Raw genomic sequence first — 19,707 nt, forward strand, 5'->3', positions numbered from 1 at the left:
CTGTCATGAAACACCTTTTATCCTGCCTTTGTTTACTCACGTTCGGCCACTTGCATAGCGAGGAAAAGCCTAACGTCATTTACATCAATTGCGATGATCTGGGTTATGGTGATCTCGCGTGTTATGGTGCCAAGGACATCCGTACGCCGCACCTAGACAAGATGGCCCATGAAGGCACTCGGTTTACCGATTTCTCCGTCACCTCAGCACTCTGCACACCATCGCGAGCATCTCTAATGACCGGGCGGTATCCTGGACGGAGTGGACTGGCCGTCGGAGTGCTCAGACCGGATGCGGACAAAGGCTTGCCTAGCAATGAAGTGACACTCGCCGAAGTTGCCCGACAGGCCGGTTATGCGACGGGTTGCATTGGCAAATGGCACCTCGGTTTCAAGCCAAGCCTGAGGCCGATGGATCAGGGATTCGACAGTTATTTTGGGGTGATGCATAACCTGGACCATTTTGAAACGGTGGTTTTCGAAAAGGAAGGGGGCATGCCTGTGCTGAGAGGCAATGAGGTGGAAAAGCGCCCGGCTGTGCCCGCCGAAATGACAGGGATGTACACCACAGAGGCGCTGAAGTTCATCGAAGCCCATCGCGAAAAGCCCTTCTTTTTATACCTGGGTCACGCCATGCCGCATCTGCCCTTTGATGCCTCTGAGAAATTCAAAGGAAAATCTGCCCGGGGTCTTTATGGCGATGTGATCGAAGAACTGGATGACAGCACGGGACAAATTTTGGATAAACTCAAGGAGCTGGGCCTCGCTGAAAAAACACTGGTCATCTTCACCAGCGACAACGGACCGGAACGCAAAACACCAGGCTCGGCAGCACCCTTGAGCGGAGGCAAGCACACAGTTTTCGAAGGCGGACTGCGCGTACCCTGCATCGCCTGGTGGCCCGGCAATATCCCGGCAAATCGAGTCTGCGATGAATTTATCTCCACGCTGGATGTCTTGCCTACCCTGGCCGCAATAACGGGTGCCAGCCTCCCTCAAAATCTAAAACTGGACGGAGCCGACATCAGTGAAGTGCTGCTGAATGCATCTGGGAAGTCCCCTCGCAAAACCCTTTACTCTCTCTACGGCCTGAAAAAGAACCGCAAGGAATCCATGCGTGAAGGCCCCTGGAAACTGCACCTCACCCAGCCGCCCACGCTTTTCAAGCTAACCAACGATGTGACCGAGTCATCCGATGTGGCAGTGCAAAATCCTGAGATGGTCAAACACCTCACGGATTTGGCGGTCCAATACCGTGAAGACACCCGCTCCATGCAACCCATCACCCCTGCAACACCATGAACCGCCCCTTCTTTCCCTGCCCCGGAGCACGGGCGCTGCATGCACCGACGCGGCGTGAATTTGTCTATGGGCTAGGCACCTCCCTGGGCAGTGTGGCGCTCACATCACTGATGGCATCCGAGAAATCAGGCCCCCTGGCACCCAAGTCCCAGCAAATACCAGCCAAAGCAAAGAACTGCATCTTCTTGATGATGGAGGGCGGGCCGAGCCACATCGATTGCTTTGACCCAAAACCTGCTCTGGAGAAACTGCACCTGAAGGAATTTGTGCGGGAGGGAGCGATGAAATCCGCCATGGAAAGCGGGAAGCGTTATTATGTCCGCAGCCCCTTTAAATTTGCGCAGCATGGCCAAAGCGGAGCTTGGATGAGCGAGCCTTGGCAACACCTCAGCAAAGTAGCGGATGAGCTGTGTTTTTTCCGTGGCTGCCAGGTGGACAGCGTGAACCATCCTACAGCGATGTACCAGATGAACTGCGGCAACCGCTTTGGCGGAGATCCCGCCATCGGAGCGTGGGTATCCTACGGGCTAGGTTCGATGAACCAGGACCTGCCAGGCTTTGTGGTCCTGCCAGAGATCAGCTACCCGCAGGGTGGCAGCGCGAATTGGAGCAATGGTTACCTGCCTGCCCACTTTCAAGGCACTCCGCTCCGGCCCAAGGGCAGCCCAATTCTAGACCTGAAGCCCCCCCAGGGAATCACCGAAGAACATCAGCGCGCCAACTTGGACCTCTTGGGCAAGCTTAACCAAAAGCATGCCAACGACCATCCCTGGCATGATGAACTGAAGGCCCGCATGAACAATTATGAGCTGGCCTTCCGCATGCAAATGCAGGTGCCGGAGGTCATCGACATCGAGCAAGAGGATGCCAAGACCAAGGAACTCTACGGCATCGGCAATGATGCCACGGATGCCTTTGGCAGAAAGTGCCTGCTGGCACGCAAGCTGGTGGAAAAAGGAGTGCGCTTTGTACAACTCTATGCTGGCACCTGGGATAGTCACGATTACATCGAAAGAGCCCATGGAAATCTCATCCGCCAAGTGGATCAACCCATCGCTGCCCTGATTGCTGACCTCAAACAACGCGGCATGCTGGAGGATACGCTCATTGTCTGGTGCGGTGAATTTGGCCGCACTCCGGACAATGGTGTGCGCGGTGGCACCCAGTATGGCCGCGATCACAATCCAAAAGCAATGACCGTCTGGTTCGCCGGGGGGGGCGTAAAGGCCGGGCACACCATCGGGGCCACCGATGACCGAGGCATGGAGGCCATCGAGGATGTTCATCACGTCCGCGATGTCCATGTCACTCTTCTGCGCCTTCTCGGCCTGGATGACAACCGGCTGACGTTTTATCACGCAGGCCGCTTTAAGCAGCTCAGCCAGTTCGGTGGTCAGGTCATTGACAAGCTGATCGCCTAATTTTCGTTATTCAAAGGATCCAGCGGACGTGGCGGCAGCGCCTTGGCCTCCAGGTCCAGCACGACGCGAAATCCAAAGGTCGGTTGGGCAGTGGTCCTCCGCGCATGCATGCGGGCTTCAGGCCTCATTTTCAAAAGCCTTCCCGTGGCCCAGGAGCCACCACGTAAAAAGTATAGATCGGGAGGAAACCCACGCCTATCCTCCACACGGCTGGCCGTCCATTCCGCCACATTTCCATGCATATCATAGAGCCCATGCGGATTGGGCGGAAACGCACCCACAGGTGCAGTGCAGACATGCATGTCCTCAGGCGCATCCGTCGTCCAGTAAACGGGCCACAGAGGATACTGCCGCACCTCAGGCCCCGCGAAATTGCCAGTCGGCAAAATGTTGGGCAGCAGCGGCAGAGCATCCCTGGAGTAAGGGCCGGGATCATCTTCAATGCACGCGGCTAGACTCCACTCCGCATCCGTGGGCAGCCGGTAAACTTGGCCAGGTTTCAACCACCCGGTCTCCACCTCATGGTTGGTTAGCCATGCACAGAAGAATCGGGCATCCAGCTGGCTCATGCCGCAGACCGGGTGATCCGGCCCTTGGGCGAAACCGGGATTAGCCCAGCTAGTGGGCGTTTGGATACTGTCTGCTGCGGATTTGTCATTTTCGGCCAGGGCCACAGCACGCCAGTTCGGGAGGAACTCACTTTCCACTTTGCCAAAAACAACATAGTCCTTCACCCGGGTCTCTTGGGTACAAAAAAGCAGCGAGGTCCCGGCGAGCGGCACGAATTTCATACCCAGGCTATTCTCCCAGGGCTTTTCAGGCACCGCCGCCCGGGCATTGTCCAGGCCCAACAAGGGCTGATAAGAAGGCAGCTTCCCACTGGATATCCACGCGCCTGCAGCCACCCCCAGCCCCATCATGGTCAGCACTGCTGCGACAGCAAGCACACGCCTGCTCCAGGCCTTTTTCTCATGTCTCCGCCGGTAATCATTGGCGATCTTTTCCACCGTGTTCGCCAGCTCAGAGACAGAGGCCAAACGACGTTGAGGATCATCCGCCAGCGCCTGGCAGACAATGCTGTCGATTTTTTTATTTAGGCCAGTCTTTGCGGATAAAGGAGTGAATTGCCCCATCGGCACCGTGCCTGTCAGTAGCTCATAAAGCAAAACGCCGAGGGCATAAACATCCGCCCTTTCATCCGCAATGCCCGCACTGCGGGTCACTTCGGGTGCCACATAATACGGAGTGCCAAAGGTATCCCGGGTCTGCGTAAAACTGTAGCCAGTGGAGTTTTCCACCAGCGTTTTAGCCAGCCCGAAATCCGCCACTTTAACCGTCCCATCCGCGCCGATGAGGATATTCGCAGGCTTGATGTCCCGATGCACCAGCCCCCGCTGATGCGCATGACTGACACCGGCGCAGACCTTCAGAAAGATATCCAGCCCCCTTTCCATGTCCATGCGTTGGGCACGCAGCAGGCGTCGCAGATCACACCCATCCACATATTCCATGACCAAAAAGTGGCGTCCATTCACCGTCTCCCCATGATCCAGCACCCGCACCACATTATGATGGCTGAGCTGGGATAATGCGGCCACCTCAGCCTCAAAACGGGCGGTCACTTCAGGGTCCCGTGTCAACCTGCCGGAGACAACTTTCATGGCCACCACCCGTCCTCGCGCAGTGAGGATGGCCCGATACACCTCCCCCATTCCACCCCCGCCAATCAGCTCCTGAATTTCATACCCCTGCACATTCAGGGACAGCGGTTCTTTCTCTTCGATCTCGGCCTCGATCTGCGCGAAAAAATCCTTCTTCATGGTCCTCGCCACACAGGAAGAACAAAGCCCCCCCACCATCAGCTTGGGGGACTGCTGTTTCCCGCAACGAGGGCAGGCAACCAGACTGGAAGTGGAGTCACTCAAAACTCAGGACACTCATGAGGTAACGCAACTCTTCGTCCGTATCCGAATCAGGCGAAAGCGTGATCGCCACTTCCGTCCGCAGCTCTTCAGCGAAACGGCGGCGGGCACGATGCACTTCCAGTTTCACCTGGTTTTCCGTCATCCGCAGCGCCTCACCGATCTCAGCATAGGGCTTGAGCATTTCCGGGCAGATCAGACCTTCTTTCAGCGCTGCAAAAACAGCGGTGCGGTTGCGACGGTGATACCTCTCCTCCAGTCGGTCCATCGCATGCCTAACCACTGCCCAGGCCCAGCGACGGTCAAACCATTCGTCCGCCGCATCCGGCTGACTGGGTACATCGAAGACCTCCACATCATCCATGGAGACAAATTTTTTTCCTCCGCCTCTCTTCTGGCGGGCCGCATCACGCCGCACCGTCGTCAGGTGATTGCGCAGGGATTGCCTCAGGTAACTGCGCAGCCGCCCACGCTCGGGGGACACATTGTGCAGCCCCCCACCCTGGATGAAATGCGTCATGAATTCCTGCGTCTCATCCAGCGCTTCCTCACGATCACAACCTAACGCCCGAAGGTAGGTATAAATGGCCGGCCAGTAGCCTTTGCAAAGCTCTTCCAACGCAGCTTTGGAGGCAAGCTCATCGCCCTCCCGTGCCGCCACCACCTGAGTCCAGGCAGTGACAGGAAACGAGGCACGAACAGTGGATGCTGGACGAAGAGACATTCAGATAAAAAGTGCACGACCCATCCTGAAAGCTTCAAATTTACTCCTTCGAGAATGGATCTTCACTTTTATTGGCCCTTCTCAACCACTTTGGCAAGCGTCAGGGGACCAATTGTCACACAGTTCGTTTTTAAAATAAGCATGCCAATTACATCATCAAAATGGGCCAACCAACTTTAATGATGCAGATTGAGACCAATCCAGGACTACGCCCCGGTGCTGCCAATGCTTGCCTCAGCGAATTCACGAAGGCGGGTACGTACCGCTGCAAGGCCGTTCATACGCGTGGGTGACAAAACCTTATGAAACATGCACCCGGCCCAGATCTCAGGTTCCACTGCGATGACTTCCGCAGGCTCCGAGTCTGTGTAAAGGTGACACAATAAAGCCACCAATCCGGCGACCATGGGTGAATCCGCCGCACAGCGAAAATGGCAGCGTCCTTCACGAAATTCCCCCAGCACCCAGACACGGGACACGCAACCCGGGACCAAGAGGGCATCGCTGCGTTCTGCTTCCGGTAAAGCCACCCGTGGAATATAGGAATTCAGCACGGCCAGACGCTCCTGCACGTTTTCGATCAGGTTCAGATCTTCGATGAGTTCGGCTTGTTTTTCCTGCAGGGTCATGAGTTCCCCAAAGTGAACCGGCTTTGACCGCATGCCACTCGTTTCACTGGCAACCCGCTCTGAAGCAGGTAAAAACCCGCATGTCATGGAACCGGGATGAAGCCGAGGAAAATCAGGAACGCGTGCAACGCGAGATCACCAAAAGGCGAGCTCGGGGCGAGCTTTTGACTGCACTCGAAGTCCCTCAAAAAAGCCGCAAGCTGTGCCAGAGCTTCTGGGGCCAGGCCTGGTGCCGAAACCTGGAATCTTATCAGCATTATGAAGCGCGCCTGCCAGCGGGACGCAGTTACCTCCGCCATGGCAAGGTGCTAGACCTCACCCTTGAACCGGGCACCGTCAGCGCCGTGGTGGCTGGCAGCGAGCTTTATGACACACTCATCCATATCCGTCCCCTCGCCCCAGATCAATGGCAGGAAACCGTGCACGCCAGCCAGGGGCAGGTGAACTCTTTGTTAGACCTGCTCAGCGGCCAGCTCGGGGACGGGCTCATGAAAATCCTCACCGACCCAGATCAAGGCCTGTTTCCTAAACCTCAGGAGATCCGCTTCGACTGCTCATGCCCAGATCATGCGGACCTGTGCAAACATGCATCCGCCGTTCTCTATGGCGTGGGTGTGCTGCTGGATACCCGGCCGGAGCTGCTTTTCACCTTGCGCGGAGTGGACCAGACAGATCTGCTTTCTTCAGCCAGTTCTTCCTCCGCTGCCACACTGGGAACTAATGATGGTGAGCTAAAAGGCACAGACCTCTCGGCCCTTTTTGGCATTGATTTGGCAGAGTGAATACCCCTCACTCTCACCTGCTTATCTCAGCCCCCACAATACCTTCACCGCCTGCGCGGCAGCCGGGACATTGTGCACGCGGAAGATTTGAGCCCCCCTGCTCATCCCCGCCGCAATGCAGGCCAGGGTTCCAGCATCACGCTCCGTCGCATTTGGAAGGCCGAGCACCTGACCAATCACCGTTTTACGTGACACCGGCAGCAGCACCGGACGCCCCCAACGCTGAAGCTGGTCCGCATAACGATAGAGAGTCAGGTTGTCCTCACGCTGCTTGGCGAAATCAATCCCTGGATCCAGAATGATCTGTTCTGGCGAAAGTCCCGCAATTTCAGCAAGAGCCATCTTCTCATCGAAGAACCGGCTCATCGTCTCCAAAACATCCGCATATCCCACATGCGTATGAGGCACTTTGGGTTGGCCGATGCTGTGCATGATGAGCAGGCTGGCACCGTATTCCGCACAAAGCCGCGCATTCATCGCGTCCGGTAGCGCGCTGATGTCATTGATGAGATCACCGCCGTGAGGCAGGATAGCTTCGATCACATCCGAACGCCACGTATTAATGGAAAGCATAGGTGGCCACAGTTGCTGGTTGTCCCAGGGCGCTTCGTTCAGCCGCGCCAGCAAGTCCGGCCACGCAGCCATGAAAGGCAGCAGTCGCTGGATTTCCTCCTCCACGCTGATAGGGCCGCGATTGGTGCGGGCGCTTTCCGCGCCGATGTCAATGATGTCCGCCCCTTCCCTTAGCATAGCTTCCGCCTGAGCCAGCGCCTTCACAGGATCCAGCGTGCCATCGCCACAGAACGAGTCGTCATTGATGTTCACGATGCCCATCACCAGCGGGCGGCGGGGAAACTCGATGACATGATAACGGGCTTTCCAGATCATAGCGGCCAGGTCTCCGGCAGCGGCACCACCGTGCGCTGACGTTGGTTAAACCGAATCGTTTCCCGGTATCCCACACTGCGCACAAATTCGAGTGCATGCGCAAAATCCGCACCCACATCAGTCGGCTTGTGCGCATCAGAATTGATGACGATGGGCACTTTCGCACTAAAAGCCATCTCCAGCATCGCACGCGCCGGATAGCATTCACTCAGCCCTTTCCGCAGGCTCGCCGTGCTCACTTCCAGGATACCTTTCGTATCCACCAGCGCCTGGATCACCGGCTCATAATACGGCCGCAAATCTCCCGCAGGCAACGCTCCAAAACGTTTCGCCAGGTCCGGATGCGCATGGAAATCATACTGCTTTGTACGGATCATTTTCTCATACAGACGCCAGTACAGTTTCCACATCTGCTCGATCTCGGCAGGCGTCTTGAAGTGGTTCATATACTTCGGATCATCCACCGCCAGATCCTCCTGAATGTAATGCACACTGCCGATGAGGTAATCCCAATTTCCCAACTTCGCCGTCTCATCCGTCCAGGCCTCGCGCCCTTCCAGATAATCACACTCCAGCGCCAGCCTCACCGGAATACCCACCCCCTGCCGCGCCTCTTCCACCAGATCAAAATATCGTGGAAGCTGCTCAATGGACATCCTCCATTCATCCAGATGCTCCCTCATCGGGTTATGGTCCGAAAGACCAATCTCCGCCAGCCCGATGCTCTCCGCATGCCGCGCATATTCGATAGGATTCCCCTCAGCATGATGACAAAGGGGCGTATGGTTGTGATAGTCAGTCAGCACCCCTCTTCTTGGCGGCAAAGAGGCCCCGGTGCAAGTGTCTCTGCACCCTCCACAACCTTTGCGACTAATCAGCCGAATCGATAGAAGCATAGCACGCTTCAATCCCATCCAACCCCAATTCTCTGCCACCTCCGCCTCTCCGCCCCTCTGCGGTTAATCCCATCTTCCCAACATCTGTCCTAAGGCAGTTCGTTTTCACCGCAGTGGTGCAGAGTAGCAGAGGGGCAAAGAAGCCTGAGTTCCTCATTCTATTCAACCTAATTCTCCGCATCTCCGCCCTTCTACAGTGAATCCATTGAATCACACATCATATGTCGCACTGCCATTCACCACACGATGAACACCATCCTTGAGACGTTCCACATTGAAATTGATCAACAGGCCAAGTCTTCTGTTAGCCAGTTTCAAATAACTTCGAAGCTGGGCTTTGTGAAGAGGCAGGACCGCATCCACCACTTTATTTTCAATGATGATCACGTCATTCACAAACACATCCAGTCTAAACGGATCATCAAAGATGATGTCATTATAAACAATAGGCTGACGTTTCTGCCTCAAGACCTTCATTCCGGCCTTGGCAAGCTCATGGCAGAGGCACGTTTCGTAAACACTTTCGATCAACCCCGGCCCGAAATGCCGATGCACAATCATCGCACAGCCGATGATCTGAGTAGCAAGATCGTTCTCCTGTAAAGTCGGTTCGATAAGCATCTGATTGTTGTGTGATTCGTTGATAACCCAATGACGCAAGAAAACCTAAGTTTCAATCTCATCCAACCCCAATTCTCTGCCCCCTCCGCCTCTCCGCCCCTCTGCGATTAATCCGAGCTTCCAAACATCCATCCTATGGTAGTTCGCTTTCACCGCAGTGGTGCAGAGGAGCAATGAAGCAAAGAAAGCCCGTCTCAAGCCCATCCAACCTCAATTCTCCGCCCCCTCCGCCTCTCCGCCCCTCTGCGTTAATCCGATCTTCCCTCCCAATCACTTCCCCGCCCGATACCTGCTCGGGCTGCATTTCATCACACGTCTAAAGAGCCGGTTAAAAAACGAGACCTGCGTGAACCCGCACCTCAGGGCAATCTCCAACACACTGCGATCACTCTCTACCAGTTCCCGGCAAGCAGCCTGAATCCGCAGATGGTTGAGAAATTCGCTCATCGTACGCCCGGAATGTTTCTTGAACTGCCGCGCAAAGGTAGGTCGGCTCAGATGCGTCAGCTTCAGCACCTCCTCCAGCCGCACCTCCTCACGATAATGCGCCACCAGATGCCTCACCGCCTTAGCAATGGCCTGCTGATAATGCGACTCCGCCGCCAGCGCAAAGGAGCGTCCTGAGAGCGGCCGATGTTCCCCTGCCGCCGCCTGCTGGATGCAGGAAAGAATGCGCAACAGCAGCGCCAGTTGTTGCAGCCCATCCGCCTGAGTCATCTCCTGCAGCCACCCTGAAACCGCCTCTGCCGTCTGCCCCCGCAGGTGCAGCCCATGCCCAGCACGCCGGAAAACATCCGCCAGCGCCGCCGTCTCAGGGAATGACCAGAACGCATGGCCTAACGGAAAGTACCACTGCACCGAAATGCCACTGGAAGCCTGCCGTGTATGCCAATAATGCGGCAGCCTCTCCCCCAGCAAAACCAGATCACCAGGCGCAAACGCACCGATGTGGTCCCCCACAAACCGCGTCCCCTCTCCAGCGATAAAGAGCGTCAGCTCCATCTCCACATGGAAATGCCAGTGCGTCCCTTCCCCCGTTACTCGCTCCGCTTGATCCGGTCCCAGCACACACTCCACCTCCCTCAGTGAGCGCGACCAACGCAGCACCCGAAAGGAGTGCCCGCTGGGAATCTGGATCTGCTCGCGCTCCACCTGCATGACCACTTTCATAGCACCTTTACGCCTCATTTTCAAAGATGAATGAGATGATAGTGCCAGTTTTAGAGACGGCACACGTAGAACCCGACCTGCATTTCAGTTAAAACAACAGCCGCATGAGCACCCCTACCAACTACCGTTTTTCCTTTGGCCCCTGGAACATCAGCGAAGGAGCCGACCCCTTTGGCACTGAAGTCCGCCCCGTTTTCCCTCATGAGGAAAAGTTCGCCCTCTACCGCCCGCTGGGTTTTGAAGGCGTCCAGTTCCACGATGACGATGTCGTCCCCGGCATGGACGGATTTAACCCTGCTCAGCTCACTGAAAAAGCCACCGAGGTAAAGACCATGCTGGCTAACAACGGCCTCACGCCCGAGTTCGTCGCCCCCCGCCTCTGGTTTGCTGAGCAGACCACCGATGGCGCTTACACCTCCAACAGCGCCTCCGACCGCCAGTATGCCTGGGACCGCACCAAAAAGTGCATCGACATCGCCCGTGCCCTGGATTGCAAAGCCATTGTCCTCTGGCTTTCCCGCGAAGGCACCTACATCCGCGAAGCCAAAGATGCCCGCCTGGCCTACCAGCGCATTTTGGAAACCGTCAACGCCATGCTGGATTATGACAAAGAGATCGAAATCTGGATCGAGCCAAAACCGAATGAGCCGACCGACCAGGCCTACGTTCCAACCATCGGCCACGCCATCGCCCTTTCCTTCGCCTCTAGCGATCACACCCGCGTCAAAGGCCTCATCGAAAGCGCCCACGCCCTCCTCGCTGGTCTCGATCCGAGCGATGAAATGGCCTTTGCCCTCGCCCATGACAAACTGGGTAGCGTCCACCTCAATGACCAGAACGGCCTCAAATACGACCAGGACAAAAACTTTGGCGGAGCCAATCTGCGCGTAGCTTTCAACCAGGTCCGCGTCCTCGAAGAAGCCGGCTACGGCCAGCGTGGCGAATTCATCGGCCTCGACATCAAGGCCATGCGCACCCAGCGCGGCTGCCCCGTCACCGCACATCTCAGCAACAGCCGCGAGTTGTTCCTCAACATTCTGGAAAAAGTCCGCACTGTGGATAACAACCTCGTCCAGCAGTTCCGCGATGCCCGCGACTACGAAGCGTTAGAATTGTACATCATGAAGCACTTGATGGGAGTTAAATAATCGCGGAACGACCTCTTCTTCCATGAAACAATACCGTCTCAACCGTCTCTTCAATGCCAAGTCCGGCCGCTGCTTCGATGTAGCCGTGGACCATGGTTTCTTCAACCAGCCAGGTTTTCTCCAGGGCATTGAGGACATGCGCGTGGTCATCAAGACCCTCGTGGATGCCGCCCCGGATGCCATCCAGCTCACCGTCGGCCAAGCCCGTCATTTGCAAGAAGTCCCCGGCCGCTTCAAGCCCTCCCTAGTACTTCGCACGGACGTCGCCAACATCTATGGCAAAGAGCTGCCGGAAAGCCGCTTCAGCCTCATGCTGGAAGAGACCATGCTCCAGGCCGTCCGTCTGGACGCAGCCTGCGTGTGCGTGAATCTTTTCCAGATCCCCGGTGCCCCAGAAGTGCATGAGCAGTGCGTGGAAAACATCCTCCGCCTCAAGCCTCAGGCCGACTATTACGGCATGCCGATGATGATCGAGCCCCTCGTCTTCCAGGCCAACAGCATCGCTGGCGGCTACATGGTAAACGGCGATGAAACCGCCATCACCTACCTCGTCCGTCAGGCCGTGGAACTGGGTGCCGATATCGTCAAGGCCGACCCCACCGATGACGTCAGCGTTTATCACAAGGTCATCGCCGCCGCTTCCGGCATCCCCATCCTCGTCCGTGGCGGTGGCCGCGTGAGCGATAAGGAGATCCTGGAGCGTACCCAGGGCCTGCTCGCCCAGGGTGCCGCAGGCATTGTCTATGGCCGCAACGTCATCCAGCATCCCAATCCGAAAGGCATCACCCAGGCTCTCATGGCCATGGTGCATGACAACGCCAGCGTGGATGAAGCCCTCAACCTGGTCACCGCATGAAAGACATCCGCATCGGCATCATCGGCGGCGGTCTCATGGGCCGCGAAATGGCCAGCGCCTTCGCCCGCTGGTGTGCGCTCACAGATGTGAGCGTGCGCCCCGTGCTCACCTCCGTCGCAGACCTGAACCCGGCCACCCTGGCCTGGTTTGACTGCATTCCCTCCTGCACCCAGAAGACCACGGACTATAAAGAACTCCTCGCCAATCCCGAGGTGGACGTGGTCTATGTGGCCGTTCCACATAACCTTCATGAGAAGCTTTATCTCGACGTCCTTGCCGCTGGTAAAGACCTCTTTGCAGAGAAACCCTTTGGCATTGACCTCCCCTCCGCCCGCCGCATTCTCGATGCCGTGAAGTCGAGCGGAAGATTCGTCCGTTGCAGTTCCGAAATGCCCTTCTTCCCAGGGGCCCAGCGTGCCTTTGAAATCGCCAAAAAAGGCGAAATCGGCCGCATCCTGGAAGTCGTCTCCGGTTTCCATCACAGCAGCGACCTGGACCCAACCAAAGCCGCTAACTGGAAGCGTCTCAACGCCACTTGTGGCGAAGGCGGTGCTCTCAATGACCTCGGCATGCACTCCTGCCACCTGCCCCTGCGCCTTGGCTGGAAGCCCACCCGCCTTTTCGCCCAGCTTCAAAAAGGCTATGCGCAGCGTCCAGATGGCAAAGGCGGTATAACTAATTGTGATACCTGGGACAATGCCATGCTACACACCTGGGCACACATCGGCGGTCAGGAGACTCCTCTCCGCCTGGAAATGAAACGCCTCGCTCCGGGAGCCACCAACACCTGGTTCATCGAAATCCTCGGCACCGATGGCGGCGTGCGTTTCAGCACCGCAGAACCCAAGACCCTGTGGATCTTCGAACGCGGCAAGGAACAGTGGTGGAAACGCACCGAGCTCGGCTTTGGCACCCCCTTCAAAGCCGTCACCGGCGGCATCTTTGAGCCTGGTTTCCCAGACGTCATTCAGCAGATGTGGGCCGCCTACCTCATGGAACGCGAAGGGCTGCTAGAAGGCCGCTTCGGCTGCGCCACACCTGAAGAGGCCGTCGCCACCCATGAGATCTTCGCCGCCGCACTCGAGTCGCAGCGCGCAGGCACCGTCGTCAGCCTCTGATCCCTCATCATGACCACCCCTCGCTCAGGCATCCTGGCCGCTGGCAACTTCATCGTGGACTACGTGAAGATTGTCGATCATTACCCCCAGCAGGACATGCTTGCCAGCATCCTGAGCGAGTCCCAGGCCAATGGTGGCGGCCCCTATAACGTCCTCAAAGACCTCGCCGCCATGCAGGCCGACTTCCCCCTCGCCGCTTGCGGCTTGGTCGGCGATGACGCCAATGGCCGCTGGATCCGCCGGGATTGCGAGGAGCACGGCATCGATACCTCCCAACTTCACAGCACCGCACTAGGCTCCACCTCCTATACCGATGCCATGACCGTCAAGAGCACCGGCAGGCGCACCTTTTTCCATCAACGCGGAGCCAATGCGCTCTTCGATGTCGCCCATTGCGATTGCACACAGACTAACGCCAAGATCCTGCATCTCGGTTACCTTATGCTGCTGGATCACATGGATAGCTTCGCTTCCGATGGCCAGACCCACGCCTCCCGCCTCCTGGCCCTTGCCCAGCAGGCCGGCCTGGAAACCAGCGTGGACATGGTCAGCACAGAGAATCCCCAGTTCCGCGAGATCGCCCTCAGCGCCCTGCCCTTCACAGACCATCTCATCATCAATGAGATCGAAGCCTCCCGCGTCCTTTCACGCACCGTGAAAGCCGATGACTTCGATGCCCTCCTTTCCGCCGCCCAAGAGATCCTTCACCTCGGCGTCACCCAGAGCGTCACCATTCATGTGGAGCACGGCGCCGCCGCCTGCACCCGCGCAGGCACCACCCACATCCAGCCCTCACTGGATCTCCCCCCAGGCTACAGCCAGGGCGCAACAGGTGCCGGAGATGCCTTCGCTGCCGGACTCCTCTACGGCCTGCATGAGCACATGCCCCTCCCAGACCGACTCCGCCTCGCCGTCTGCACCGCCGCCGCCTCCCTCTCCCACCCCACCCCCTCCGGCGGCATGAAACCCGTCGCCGATTGCCTCGCCCTCGCCGAGCAATTCCCGTTCCGTTTTTAAAAAGCCTCCAAAGCTCCCCAAGATCACCCTGTGGAGCAAGGTTCGAGGCGGAGGAAATGCGATTGGAATCTTGTCAAACTGACGTATGTTCAAGCAGACAATTCCTGCCATGACCATCACCAAAGAGATTCCATCTGAGCAGATGCGAAATCTTGATTTACATCAAGGGGACAGCCTCCGCGTCGTGGCTGAAACGGACTCCACCCTCTTGATTCAGATTGTGAAAGCTGCAATCCAACCCCCGAAACCTACAAAGGGACGGGCAGGTGATTGGGCTCGCAAGTATGCAGGGGCGGCACAAGGCACCGAGACCACGGAGGATGTGCGCATGGCCCACTTCCAAGAGAAGTACGGCGTTTAAACCCAGGGCTGAATGCGCATCTTTTTGGATACCAACATCCTGCTGGACATCATTGAGCAGCGGATGCCTCACTACACCGCGAGCCAGACCGTGCTCGACGAATGCGACCAACGAGGCTTTGAAATTTTCGTGGCCTGGCATGGGCTGGCCACAGTCTTCTACATCACCGCAAAAAAGCGCGGTGAACCTTATGCTTTGCAGATGATTCGCGATCTTCTCACCTGGGCCACCGTCGCCACCGTAGGCCAGGACGAAGCTCAAGAGGCCCTTGGTTATGGCATCCCAGACTACGAAGATGCCTTGATCGCTGCCGCAGCATCCGCCGCCAATGCCGATTGGCTGATCACTCGTGACGAAGCCGGATTCTCCAAAGGCCCGATAGCTGCCATCAATCCTACAGACTTCCTTCGCAAACTATAGTGCCCCAAATCGGCAAAGCCAAAGGTGCTCAAACCCATGCGACATACCCGTGAGGAGAATTCATCCCGCCGCTGCAAGAAAGAGTGCGCTCGCCAGGAATCGAACCTGGATATGCGGCTTCGGAGACCACCATTCTATCCGTTGAACTACGAGCGCGTTCAGGGTTGGACGGTATGTGTCGCATGGTCCTTGATGGGCAGCAAGTGAGTTTTCATTCGGCGATGGAGATGCTGGCAGTCCGGGCTTCCACTTTCGGCGGTGGCGGGGCAGGAAATGTGAGGGCATATTGGCCACGTGCCCGTTTTTCTCCATGACCTGACCTTCGATGAACTCCGCGACCTCCTCGTGGCAGACGGGCTGCGGCCCGTGCATGTGAAGGCCGTATGGAATGCACTGCACTTCCGCGCAGAGACAGACCTCACAGCTCGCTTTGATTGGGTCCCCCCGCTCCGCCGTTGGGTGGCGGAAAAAGTGACCCCAGAAGGCGGATACAGGCTGGACCATCTGGCGGTGGCATCCCACATCCCCAGTGGCGACGGCTTGACCCAAAAATTTCTGCTCCGCCTCCAGGATGGCCAGGAGATCGAGACCGTGATCATGGGCTACACCGGCCGTCACACCGTCTGCGTCAGCACCCAGGCCGGCTGTGCCATGGGTTGCGTCTTTTGTGCCACCGGCCAGATGGGATTTGTGCGTCACCTGCGGCCAGGGGAAATCGTTGGCCAGGTCTTGCATGCACAGCGCATCCTCCGGGCACGCGGAGAGCGCCTCCGCAACATCGTCCTCATGGGCATGGGCGAGCCGCTTCACAACTATGCCCATGTCATGAAGGCGCTGGACCTCATCAGCGATACACGGGGCTGCAACATTGGCCCCAGCAAGATCAGCGTCAGCACCGTCGGCGTCGTTCCTGGCATCCTCAGGCTGGCAGAGGAAAACCGGCCCTACAATCTCGCCATCAGCCTCCATGGCAGTACCGAAGAGGAACGCGCCGCACTCATCCCCGCCAACCAGCGCTGGCCTCTCAGCGAACTCATCGCCGCCTGCCGGACCTATGGCGAAAAGACCGGCCGTCGCATCTTCTTTGCCTGGACGCTCATCGCCGGGGTCAATGACACCCCCGACCATGCCCAGCGCGTCGTCGCCCTTTTACAGGGCCTGGATGCCCACCTGAACCTCATCCCGCTCAATGAAACAGCCGGCTACAGCGGACGCGAGAGCGCAGAAAAAGCAGGCGATGTTTTCCAGCAAATCATCTTGGCCGCAGGAATCCCCTGCACCGTCAGGCAGCGGCGCGGCATCGATGTAGCCGCCGGCTGCGGCCAGCTCAAAGCAGAAAAAAACCGCCCGCGTCGCGAGCAGCCCGTCCTCACTTAAAAAGCCACGCCAAATCCCCACCCTCCCAAAGGCACACCGGAAGCCCCCCAAAGTCGCGCCTCAAACATCGCCCCCATCCCATCCCCCGCTCCCAGAGGGAGCACGGAAAATAGCCAGGGGTGAAAGAAGCGCAGCTACTGACAACCACCGGACACCCCAACCCCACCGATGCTCCGCATCGCGCCCCGGAGGGACGCCGGAAACACCCCCGCCCAACATCGCCTCCCCTTCTCTTCCGCACCGCTGCCCACCATCTCTCCTCCCTCCCCCCATTTGTTTCACAAACATAACATTATCCATTTGCTGATTTTTCATCAGCTTTTATTATTTCTATAATGAAAGCCACTTTTCAGGCAGCCGAGCCTCAGCCTTTGATCAGCCCCCGCGTCAGAAAAGCACGCCATCACCCGCGTGCAGGCCGGATCCTCTCCGTAGCTTTGCTATTAGGCCTGTCTTGGGTCGGCCTCATGCTTTTCCTGGGCGGTGCCATGGCCCTCTGGCAGGCAGGCGGTAGCCTCCCAGGCTGGATTGCATTGGCCGGTTTGCTCTTTTTCACACTCGGGCGCGCAGCCGCCTTTGTCCTCAGTCGGCACCTGAACTGCACCCTCTGCCACGGCCCGGTGCTCCAGGAAAAAAGCTGTCACAAGCATTCTGAGGCCGTCCGCATCCCTCCTCTTTCATACCGCAGTTCCACGGTGCTTAGCCTGCTCACCAGCGCCGCATTCCGCTGCATGTACTGCGGCACACCTTACAGGTTAAAGAAATAGTGGCTCGACAGATGGCAAAAAACGCCTGAGGAATCGGTTTTTGCAAAAGATGGCGTGGCGTGTATGCTCGACATTCGTAATTAGTTCCGTCCCCAATTTTAAACATGTCAGACGACTCCACCCCCAAACCCGAAGGCCCGAACCGCCGCAATCAAGAGCCGCAGTTCAATTGGAGAGGCTTTCTATTGCTCGCCATGGCCATCCTGCTCATGGGTTCGGCCTATCTGGCCAGCAGCCAGGCCACCCGGTCCCAGGACATCTCGTACAAAGAGTTCAAGGAACTGGTGGAAAAAGACCAGATCGACAAGACCAAGAATCTGGAACTTATCCAACAGGATACCACCACCGCAGAATACATCGAAGGTTATGCAGTGAGTTCCGCAGTGACCACTGAGACCGCTCCAAAACCTGTCCTGGCTCCACCATCCGGCACGGATGAAAAGACCACCCCAGGCTCGGTGAAGTTCCGCGTCCCCGTCAGCATCCAGTATCAAAAGGAAGAGCTTCAGGCACTCATGACCGCCAAAGGTCTGACGCTGATCCCCAAGTATGAGAACAACCAGTGGGGCACCCTGCTAGTCTCCATGCTGCCCATTTTGCTGCTTCTGTTCCTCCTCTATTTCCTCGTGCGCCAGCAGATCAAAAGCGCCGGTCGCGGTGCCTTGAGCTTTGGCAAAAGCAAGGCCAAGATGCTGTCCCAGGACCGCAACAAGGTCACCTTCAAAGACGTCGCCGGCGTCGAGGAAGCCAAGGAAGAAGTGCAGGAGCTCGTGGAGTTCCTCAAAGATCCGAAGCGCTTCCAGCGCCTGGGTGGTAAGATCCCCAAAGGCGTCCTCATGGTCGGCTCCCCTGGTACGGGCAAGACCCTCCTGGCCAAGGCCATCGCGGGTGAGGCTGATGTTCCTTTCTTCAGCATCAGCGGTTCTGACTTCGTCGAAATGTTCGTCGGCGTCGGGGCCAGCCGTGTGCGCGACATGTTTGAGCAGGGTAAAAAGAATGCCCCTTGCCTCATCTTCATTGATGAAATCGACGCCGTTGGCCGTCATCGTGGCCACGGCATGGGCGGTGGTCATGACGAGCGCGAGCAGACCCTGAACGCCCTCCTTGTGGAGATGGACGGCTTCGACACCCAGGAAGGCATCATCATCATCGCCGCCACTAACCGTCCGGACGTGCTGGACCCTGCACTCCTTCGTCCAGGCCGCTTTGACCGCCAGGTCACCGTCAGCCTGCCCGATGTGAAAGGCCGCGAGGAAATCCTCAACGTCCACGCCAAGAAAGTGAAGCTCAGCGAAAACGCCGACCTCACCAAAGTGGCCCGTGGCACCCCCGGATTCTCCGGTGCTGAGCTGGCCAACGTCATCAACGAAGCCGCTCTCCTCGCTGCACGTAAGAACCTTAAATCCATCGGCACCCCCGAGCTGGAAGAAGCCCGCGATAAAGTCCGCTGGGGCCGTGAACGCCGCAGCCTGGCCCTGAGCGAGAAGGAAAAAGAAAACACCGCCTACCATGAGGCCGGCCACGCCATTCTTATCGAGGTTCTGGAGCATACCGATCCCCTTCATAAGGTGACCATCATCCCCCGTGGCCCTTCCCTCGGCTCCACCATGTGGCTGCCGGAAGAAGATAAATTCACACACCGCAAGAGTGAGCTCCTGGATGACCTCGTCGTCGCCATGGGCGGCCGTGTGGCTGAAGAAATCCAATTTGGTGACGTCACCAACGGAGCCATGGGCGACATCCGTCAGGCGACTGCCATCGCTCGCAACATGGTTTGCGCCTGGGGCATGAGCGACAAAATGGGCATGGTAGAATACGGTGAAGGTGAGCAGGCCATCTTCCTGGCCCGCGACCTCGCTCGCAACCGCAACTACAGCGGCGCGACAGCCCAGAAGATCGACGAAGAAGTGAAAAACTTCATTGATCAGGCATACGCCAAGGCCAAAGAAATCCTCATCCATCACAAAGACAAGCTGGATGCCATCTCCGCCGCCCTGCTTGAATACGAAACCCTCGACGGTTCCCAGATCAAAGAGATCATGCAGCATGGCTACATGATCAATCCGCCGAAGGATAAGCCCAAGCCACCCGCACCCCCGCCGATCCCAAAGGCCGTTGAAACCCGTCCTGTAGCCCAGGATGAGGAAGACCTCGGTGGCCTCCCCGGCGGCCTTGCAGGAGTGCCAGCCTGATCTTAATCATTCCAAAGCGGTGTCTGGCGCAAGCCGGGCACCGCTTTTTTTGGCTTCAGCCTAGCTGATCACTGCCTCCAGATGGCACCACGGTATC

General features: G+C 57.6%; 19 protein-coding genes and 1 tRNA gene. 12 read left to right on the forward strand and 8 right to left on the reverse strand.

Annotation, left to right across the window (positions count from 1 at the left end; all coding sequences use genetic code 11):
* Positions 1 to 5 precede the first annotated feature (5 nt).
* Together EI77_RS02310 and EI77_RS02315 are read left to right on the forward strand one after the other, a co-directional pair.
* Complete coding sequence (locus EI77_RS02310; protein WP_133793138.1) at positions 6 to 1,301, forward strand: sulfatase family protein; 1,296 nt, start codon at positions 6 to 8, stop codon at positions 1,299 to 1,301.
* Entirely contained in the window at positions 1,298 to 2,722 is a 1,425-nt protein-coding gene (locus tag EI77_RS02315) for a DUF1501 domain-containing protein (protein WP_133793139.1), read from the forward strand. Before EI77_RS02310 ends, EI77_RS02315 begins: the two co-directional genes overlap by 4 nt.
* Here EI77_RS02315 and EI77_RS02320 read toward each other — a convergent pair.
* The 3 genes from EI77_RS02320 to EI77_RS02330 all read right to left on the reverse strand — a co-directional run bounded on the left by EI77_RS02320 (position 2,719) and on the right by EI77_RS02330 (position 5,997).
* Positions 2,719 to 4,542, reverse strand: a complete 1,824-nt coding sequence (locus EI77_RS02320) for a bifunctional serine/threonine-protein kinase/formylglycine-generating enzyme family protein (RefSeq protein WP_166646977.1) — start codon at positions 4,540 to 4,542, stop codon at positions 2,719 to 2,721. The genes EI77_RS02315 and EI77_RS02320 overlap by 4 nt on opposite strands.
* Positions 4,543 to 4,639: 97 nt before the next feature.
* Positions 4,640 to 5,368 (reverse strand): RNA polymerase sigma factor, encoded by a 729-nt coding sequence (locus EI77_RS02325; RefSeq protein WP_133793141.1) that lies wholly within the window; start codon positions 5,366 to 5,368, stop codon positions 4,640 to 4,642.
* 206 nt (positions 5,369 to 5,574) lie between these two features.
* Positions 5,575 to 5,997 carry a SufE family protein gene (locus EI77_RS02330; protein ID WP_166646978.1) on the reverse strand — a complete coding sequence of 141 codons (423 nt, stop codon included), beginning with the start codon at positions 5,995 to 5,997 and terminating at the stop codon, positions 5,575 to 5,577.
* A gap of 80 nt (positions 5,998 to 6,077) precedes the next feature.
* Between EI77_RS02330 and EI77_RS02335 the strand changes: the two genes are divergently transcribed.
* Positions 6,078 to 6,779: an SWIM zinc finger family protein gene (locus EI77_RS02335; RefSeq protein WP_133793143.1), complete on the forward strand. Its 702-nt coding sequence runs from the start codon at positions 6,078 to 6,080 to the stop codon at positions 6,777 to 6,779.
* 21 nt (positions 6,780 to 6,800) lie between these two features.
* On the opposite strand, the gene folP is transcribed toward EI77_RS02335, so the two are convergent.
* From folP to EI77_RS02355, 4 genes are all read right to left on the reverse strand, one after another.
* Positions 6,801 to 7,667, reverse strand: coding sequence for a dihydropteroate synthase (gene folP, locus EI77_RS02340; RefSeq protein WP_243838641.1), 867 nt, complete (start codon positions 7,665 to 7,667; stop codon positions 6,801 to 6,803).
* Complete coding sequence (locus EI77_RS02345; protein ID WP_243838642.1) at positions 7,664 to 8,473, reverse strand: histidinol-phosphatase; 810 nt, start codon at positions 8,471 to 8,473, stop codon at positions 7,664 to 7,666. Before EI77_RS02345 ends, folP begins: the two co-directional genes overlap by 4 nt.
* A gap of 300 nt (positions 8,474 to 8,773) precedes the next feature.
* Positions 8,774 to 9,184, reverse strand: a complete 411-nt coding sequence (locus EI77_RS02350; RefSeq protein ID WP_133793145.1) for a GxxExxY protein — start codon at positions 9,182 to 9,184, stop codon at positions 8,774 to 8,776.
* Between the two features lie 270 nt (positions 9,185 to 9,454).
* The gene (locus EI77_RS02355; protein ID WP_166646979.1) at positions 9,455 to 10,354 is read right to left on the reverse strand and encodes a helix-turn-helix domain-containing protein; all 900 of its coding nucleotides are present in this window, start codon (positions 10,352 to 10,354) and stop codon (positions 9,455 to 9,457) included.
* Between the two features lie 104 nt (positions 10,355 to 10,458).
* On the opposite strand from EI77_RS02355, the gene EI77_RS02360 reads away from it, so the two are divergent.
* The 6 genes from EI77_RS02360 to EI77_RS02385 all read left to right on the forward strand — a co-directional run bounded on the left by EI77_RS02360 (position 10,459) and on the right by EI77_RS02385 (position 15,274).
* Complete coding sequence (locus tag EI77_RS02360; protein WP_133793147.1) at positions 10,459 to 11,502, forward strand: TIM barrel protein; 1,044 nt, start codon at positions 10,459 to 10,461, stop codon at positions 11,500 to 11,502.
* A gap of 22 nt (positions 11,503 to 11,524) precedes the next feature.
* The gene (locus EI77_RS02365) at positions 11,525 to 12,358 is read left to right on the forward strand and encodes a class I fructose-bisphosphate aldolase (protein ID WP_133793148.1); all 834 of its coding nucleotides are present in this window, start codon (positions 11,525 to 11,527) and stop codon (positions 12,356 to 12,358) included.
* Positions 12,355 to 13,476, forward strand: coding sequence for a Gfo/Idh/MocA family protein (locus EI77_RS02370; protein ID WP_133793149.1), 1,122 nt, complete (start codon positions 12,355 to 12,357; stop codon positions 13,474 to 13,476). The genes EI77_RS02365 and EI77_RS02370 overlap by 4 nt, the downstream gene beginning before the upstream one ends.
* A 9-nt stretch (positions 13,477 to 13,485) precedes the next feature.
* A complete protein-coding gene (locus EI77_RS02375; RefSeq protein ID WP_208300242.1) occupies positions 13,486 to 14,493 on the forward strand; it encodes a carbohydrate kinase family protein in 1,008 nt (335 codons plus the stop codon).
* 109 nt (positions 14,494 to 14,602) lie between these two features.
* Complete coding sequence (locus EI77_RS02380) at positions 14,603 to 14,854, forward strand: hypothetical protein (RefSeq protein WP_133793151.1); 252 nt, start codon at positions 14,603 to 14,605, stop codon at positions 14,852 to 14,854.
* Between the two features lie 12 nt (positions 14,855 to 14,866).
* A complete protein-coding gene (locus EI77_RS02385; protein ID WP_133793152.1) occupies positions 14,867 to 15,274 on the forward strand; it encodes a type II toxin-antitoxin system VapC family toxin in 408 nt (135 codons plus the stop codon).
* An 84-nt stretch (positions 15,275 to 15,358) separates the two neighbouring features.
* Here the strand turns inward: EI77_RS02385 and EI77_RS02390 are convergent.
* A tRNA-Arg gene (locus EI77_RS02390) sits at positions 15,359 to 15,430 on the reverse strand.
* Between the two features lie 129 nt (positions 15,431 to 15,559).
* On the opposite strand from EI77_RS02390, the gene rlmN reads away from it, so the two are divergent.
* The 3 genes from rlmN to ftsH all read left to right on the forward strand — a co-directional run bounded on the left by rlmN (position 15,560) and on the right by ftsH (position 19,610).
* A complete protein-coding gene (gene rlmN, locus EI77_RS02395) occupies positions 15,560 to 16,651 on the forward strand; it encodes a dual-specificity RNA methyltransferase RlmN (protein WP_425606508.1) in 1,092 nt (363 codons plus the stop codon).
* 335 nt (positions 16,652 to 16,986) lie between these two features.
* On the forward strand, positions 16,987 to 17,418 hold the full coding sequence (locus tag EI77_RS02400) for a hypothetical protein (protein WP_133793153.1): 432 nt from the start codon (positions 16,987 to 16,989) through the stop codon (positions 17,416 to 17,418).
* Between the two features lie 104 nt (positions 17,419 to 17,522).
* A complete protein-coding gene (gene ftsH / locus EI77_RS02405) occupies positions 17,523 to 19,610 on the forward strand; it encodes an ATP-dependent zinc metalloprotease FtsH (RefSeq protein ID WP_279586897.1) in 2,088 nt (695 codons plus the stop codon).
* Positions 19,611 to 19,707 lie beyond the last annotated feature (97 nt).

Source organism: Prosthecobacter fusiformis (genome assembly GCF_004364345.1).
Lineage (GTDB): Bacteria > Verrucomicrobiota > Verrucomicrobiia > Verrucomicrobiales > Verrucomicrobiaceae > Prosthecobacter > Prosthecobacter fusiformis.

Excerpts from the sequence above, each read along its gene's own strand:
- EI77_RS02310 (WP_133793138.1), top strand. The coding sequence starts at position 6 with ATGAAACACCTTTTATCCTGCCTTTGTTTACTCACGTTCGGCCACTTG.
- EI77_RS02315 (WP_133793139.1), top strand. The coding sequence starts at position 1,298 with ATGAACCGCCCCTTCTTTCCCTGCCCCGGAGCACGGGCGCTGCATGCA.
- EI77_RS02320 (WP_166646977.1), bottom strand. The coding sequence starts at position 4,542 with ATGAAGAAGGATTTTTTCGCGCAGATCGAGGCCGAGATCGAAGAGAAA.
- EI77_RS02325 (WP_133793141.1), bottom strand. The coding sequence starts at position 5,368 with ATGTCTCTTCGTCCAGCATCCACTGTTCGTGCCTCGTTTCCTGTCACT.
- EI77_RS02330 (WP_166646978.1), bottom strand. The coding sequence starts at position 5,997 with ATGACCCTGCAGGAAAAACAAGCCGAACTCATCGAAGATCTGAACCTG.
- EI77_RS02335 (WP_133793143.1), top strand. The coding sequence starts at position 6,078 with ATGTCATGGAACCGGGATGAAGCCGAGGAAAATCAGGAACGCGTGCAA.
- folP (WP_243838641.1), bottom strand. The coding sequence starts at position 7,667 with ATGATCTGGAAAGCCCGTTATCATGTCATCGAGTTTCCCCGCCGCCCG.
- EI77_RS02350 (WP_133793145.1), bottom strand. The coding sequence starts at position 9,184 with ATGCTTATCGAACCGACTTTACAGGAGAACGATCTTGCTACTCAGATC.
- EI77_RS02355 (WP_166646979.1), bottom strand. The coding sequence starts at position 10,354 with ATGAAAGTGGTCATGCAGGTGGAGCGCGAGCAGATCCAGATTCCCAGC.
- EI77_RS02360 (WP_133793147.1), top strand. The coding sequence starts at position 10,459 with ATGAGCACCCCTACCAACTACCGTTTTTCCTTTGGCCCCTGGAACATC.
- EI77_RS02365 (WP_133793148.1), top strand. The coding sequence starts at position 11,525 with ATGAAACAATACCGTCTCAACCGTCTCTTCAATGCCAAGTCCGGCCGC.
- EI77_RS02370 (WP_133793149.1), top strand. The coding sequence starts at position 12,355 with ATGAAAGACATCCGCATCGGCATCATCGGCGGCGGTCTCATGGGCCGC.
- EI77_RS02375 (WP_208300242.1), top strand. The coding sequence starts at position 13,486 with ATGACCACCCCTCGCTCAGGCATCCTGGCCGCTGGCAACTTCATCGTG.
- EI77_RS02380 (WP_133793151.1), top strand. The coding sequence starts at position 14,603 with ATGACCATCACCAAAGAGATTCCATCTGAGCAGATGCGAAATCTTGAT.
- EI77_RS02385 (WP_133793152.1), top strand. The coding sequence starts at position 14,867 with ATGCGCATCTTTTTGGATACCAACATCCTGCTGGACATCATTGAGCAG.
- EI77_RS02400 (WP_133793153.1), top strand. The coding sequence starts at position 16,987 with ATGAAAGCCACTTTTCAGGCAGCCGAGCCTCAGCCTTTGATCAGCCCC.
- ftsH (WP_279586897.1), top strand. The coding sequence starts at position 17,523 with ATGTCAGACGACTCCACCCCCAAACCCGAAGGCCCGAACCGCCGCAAT.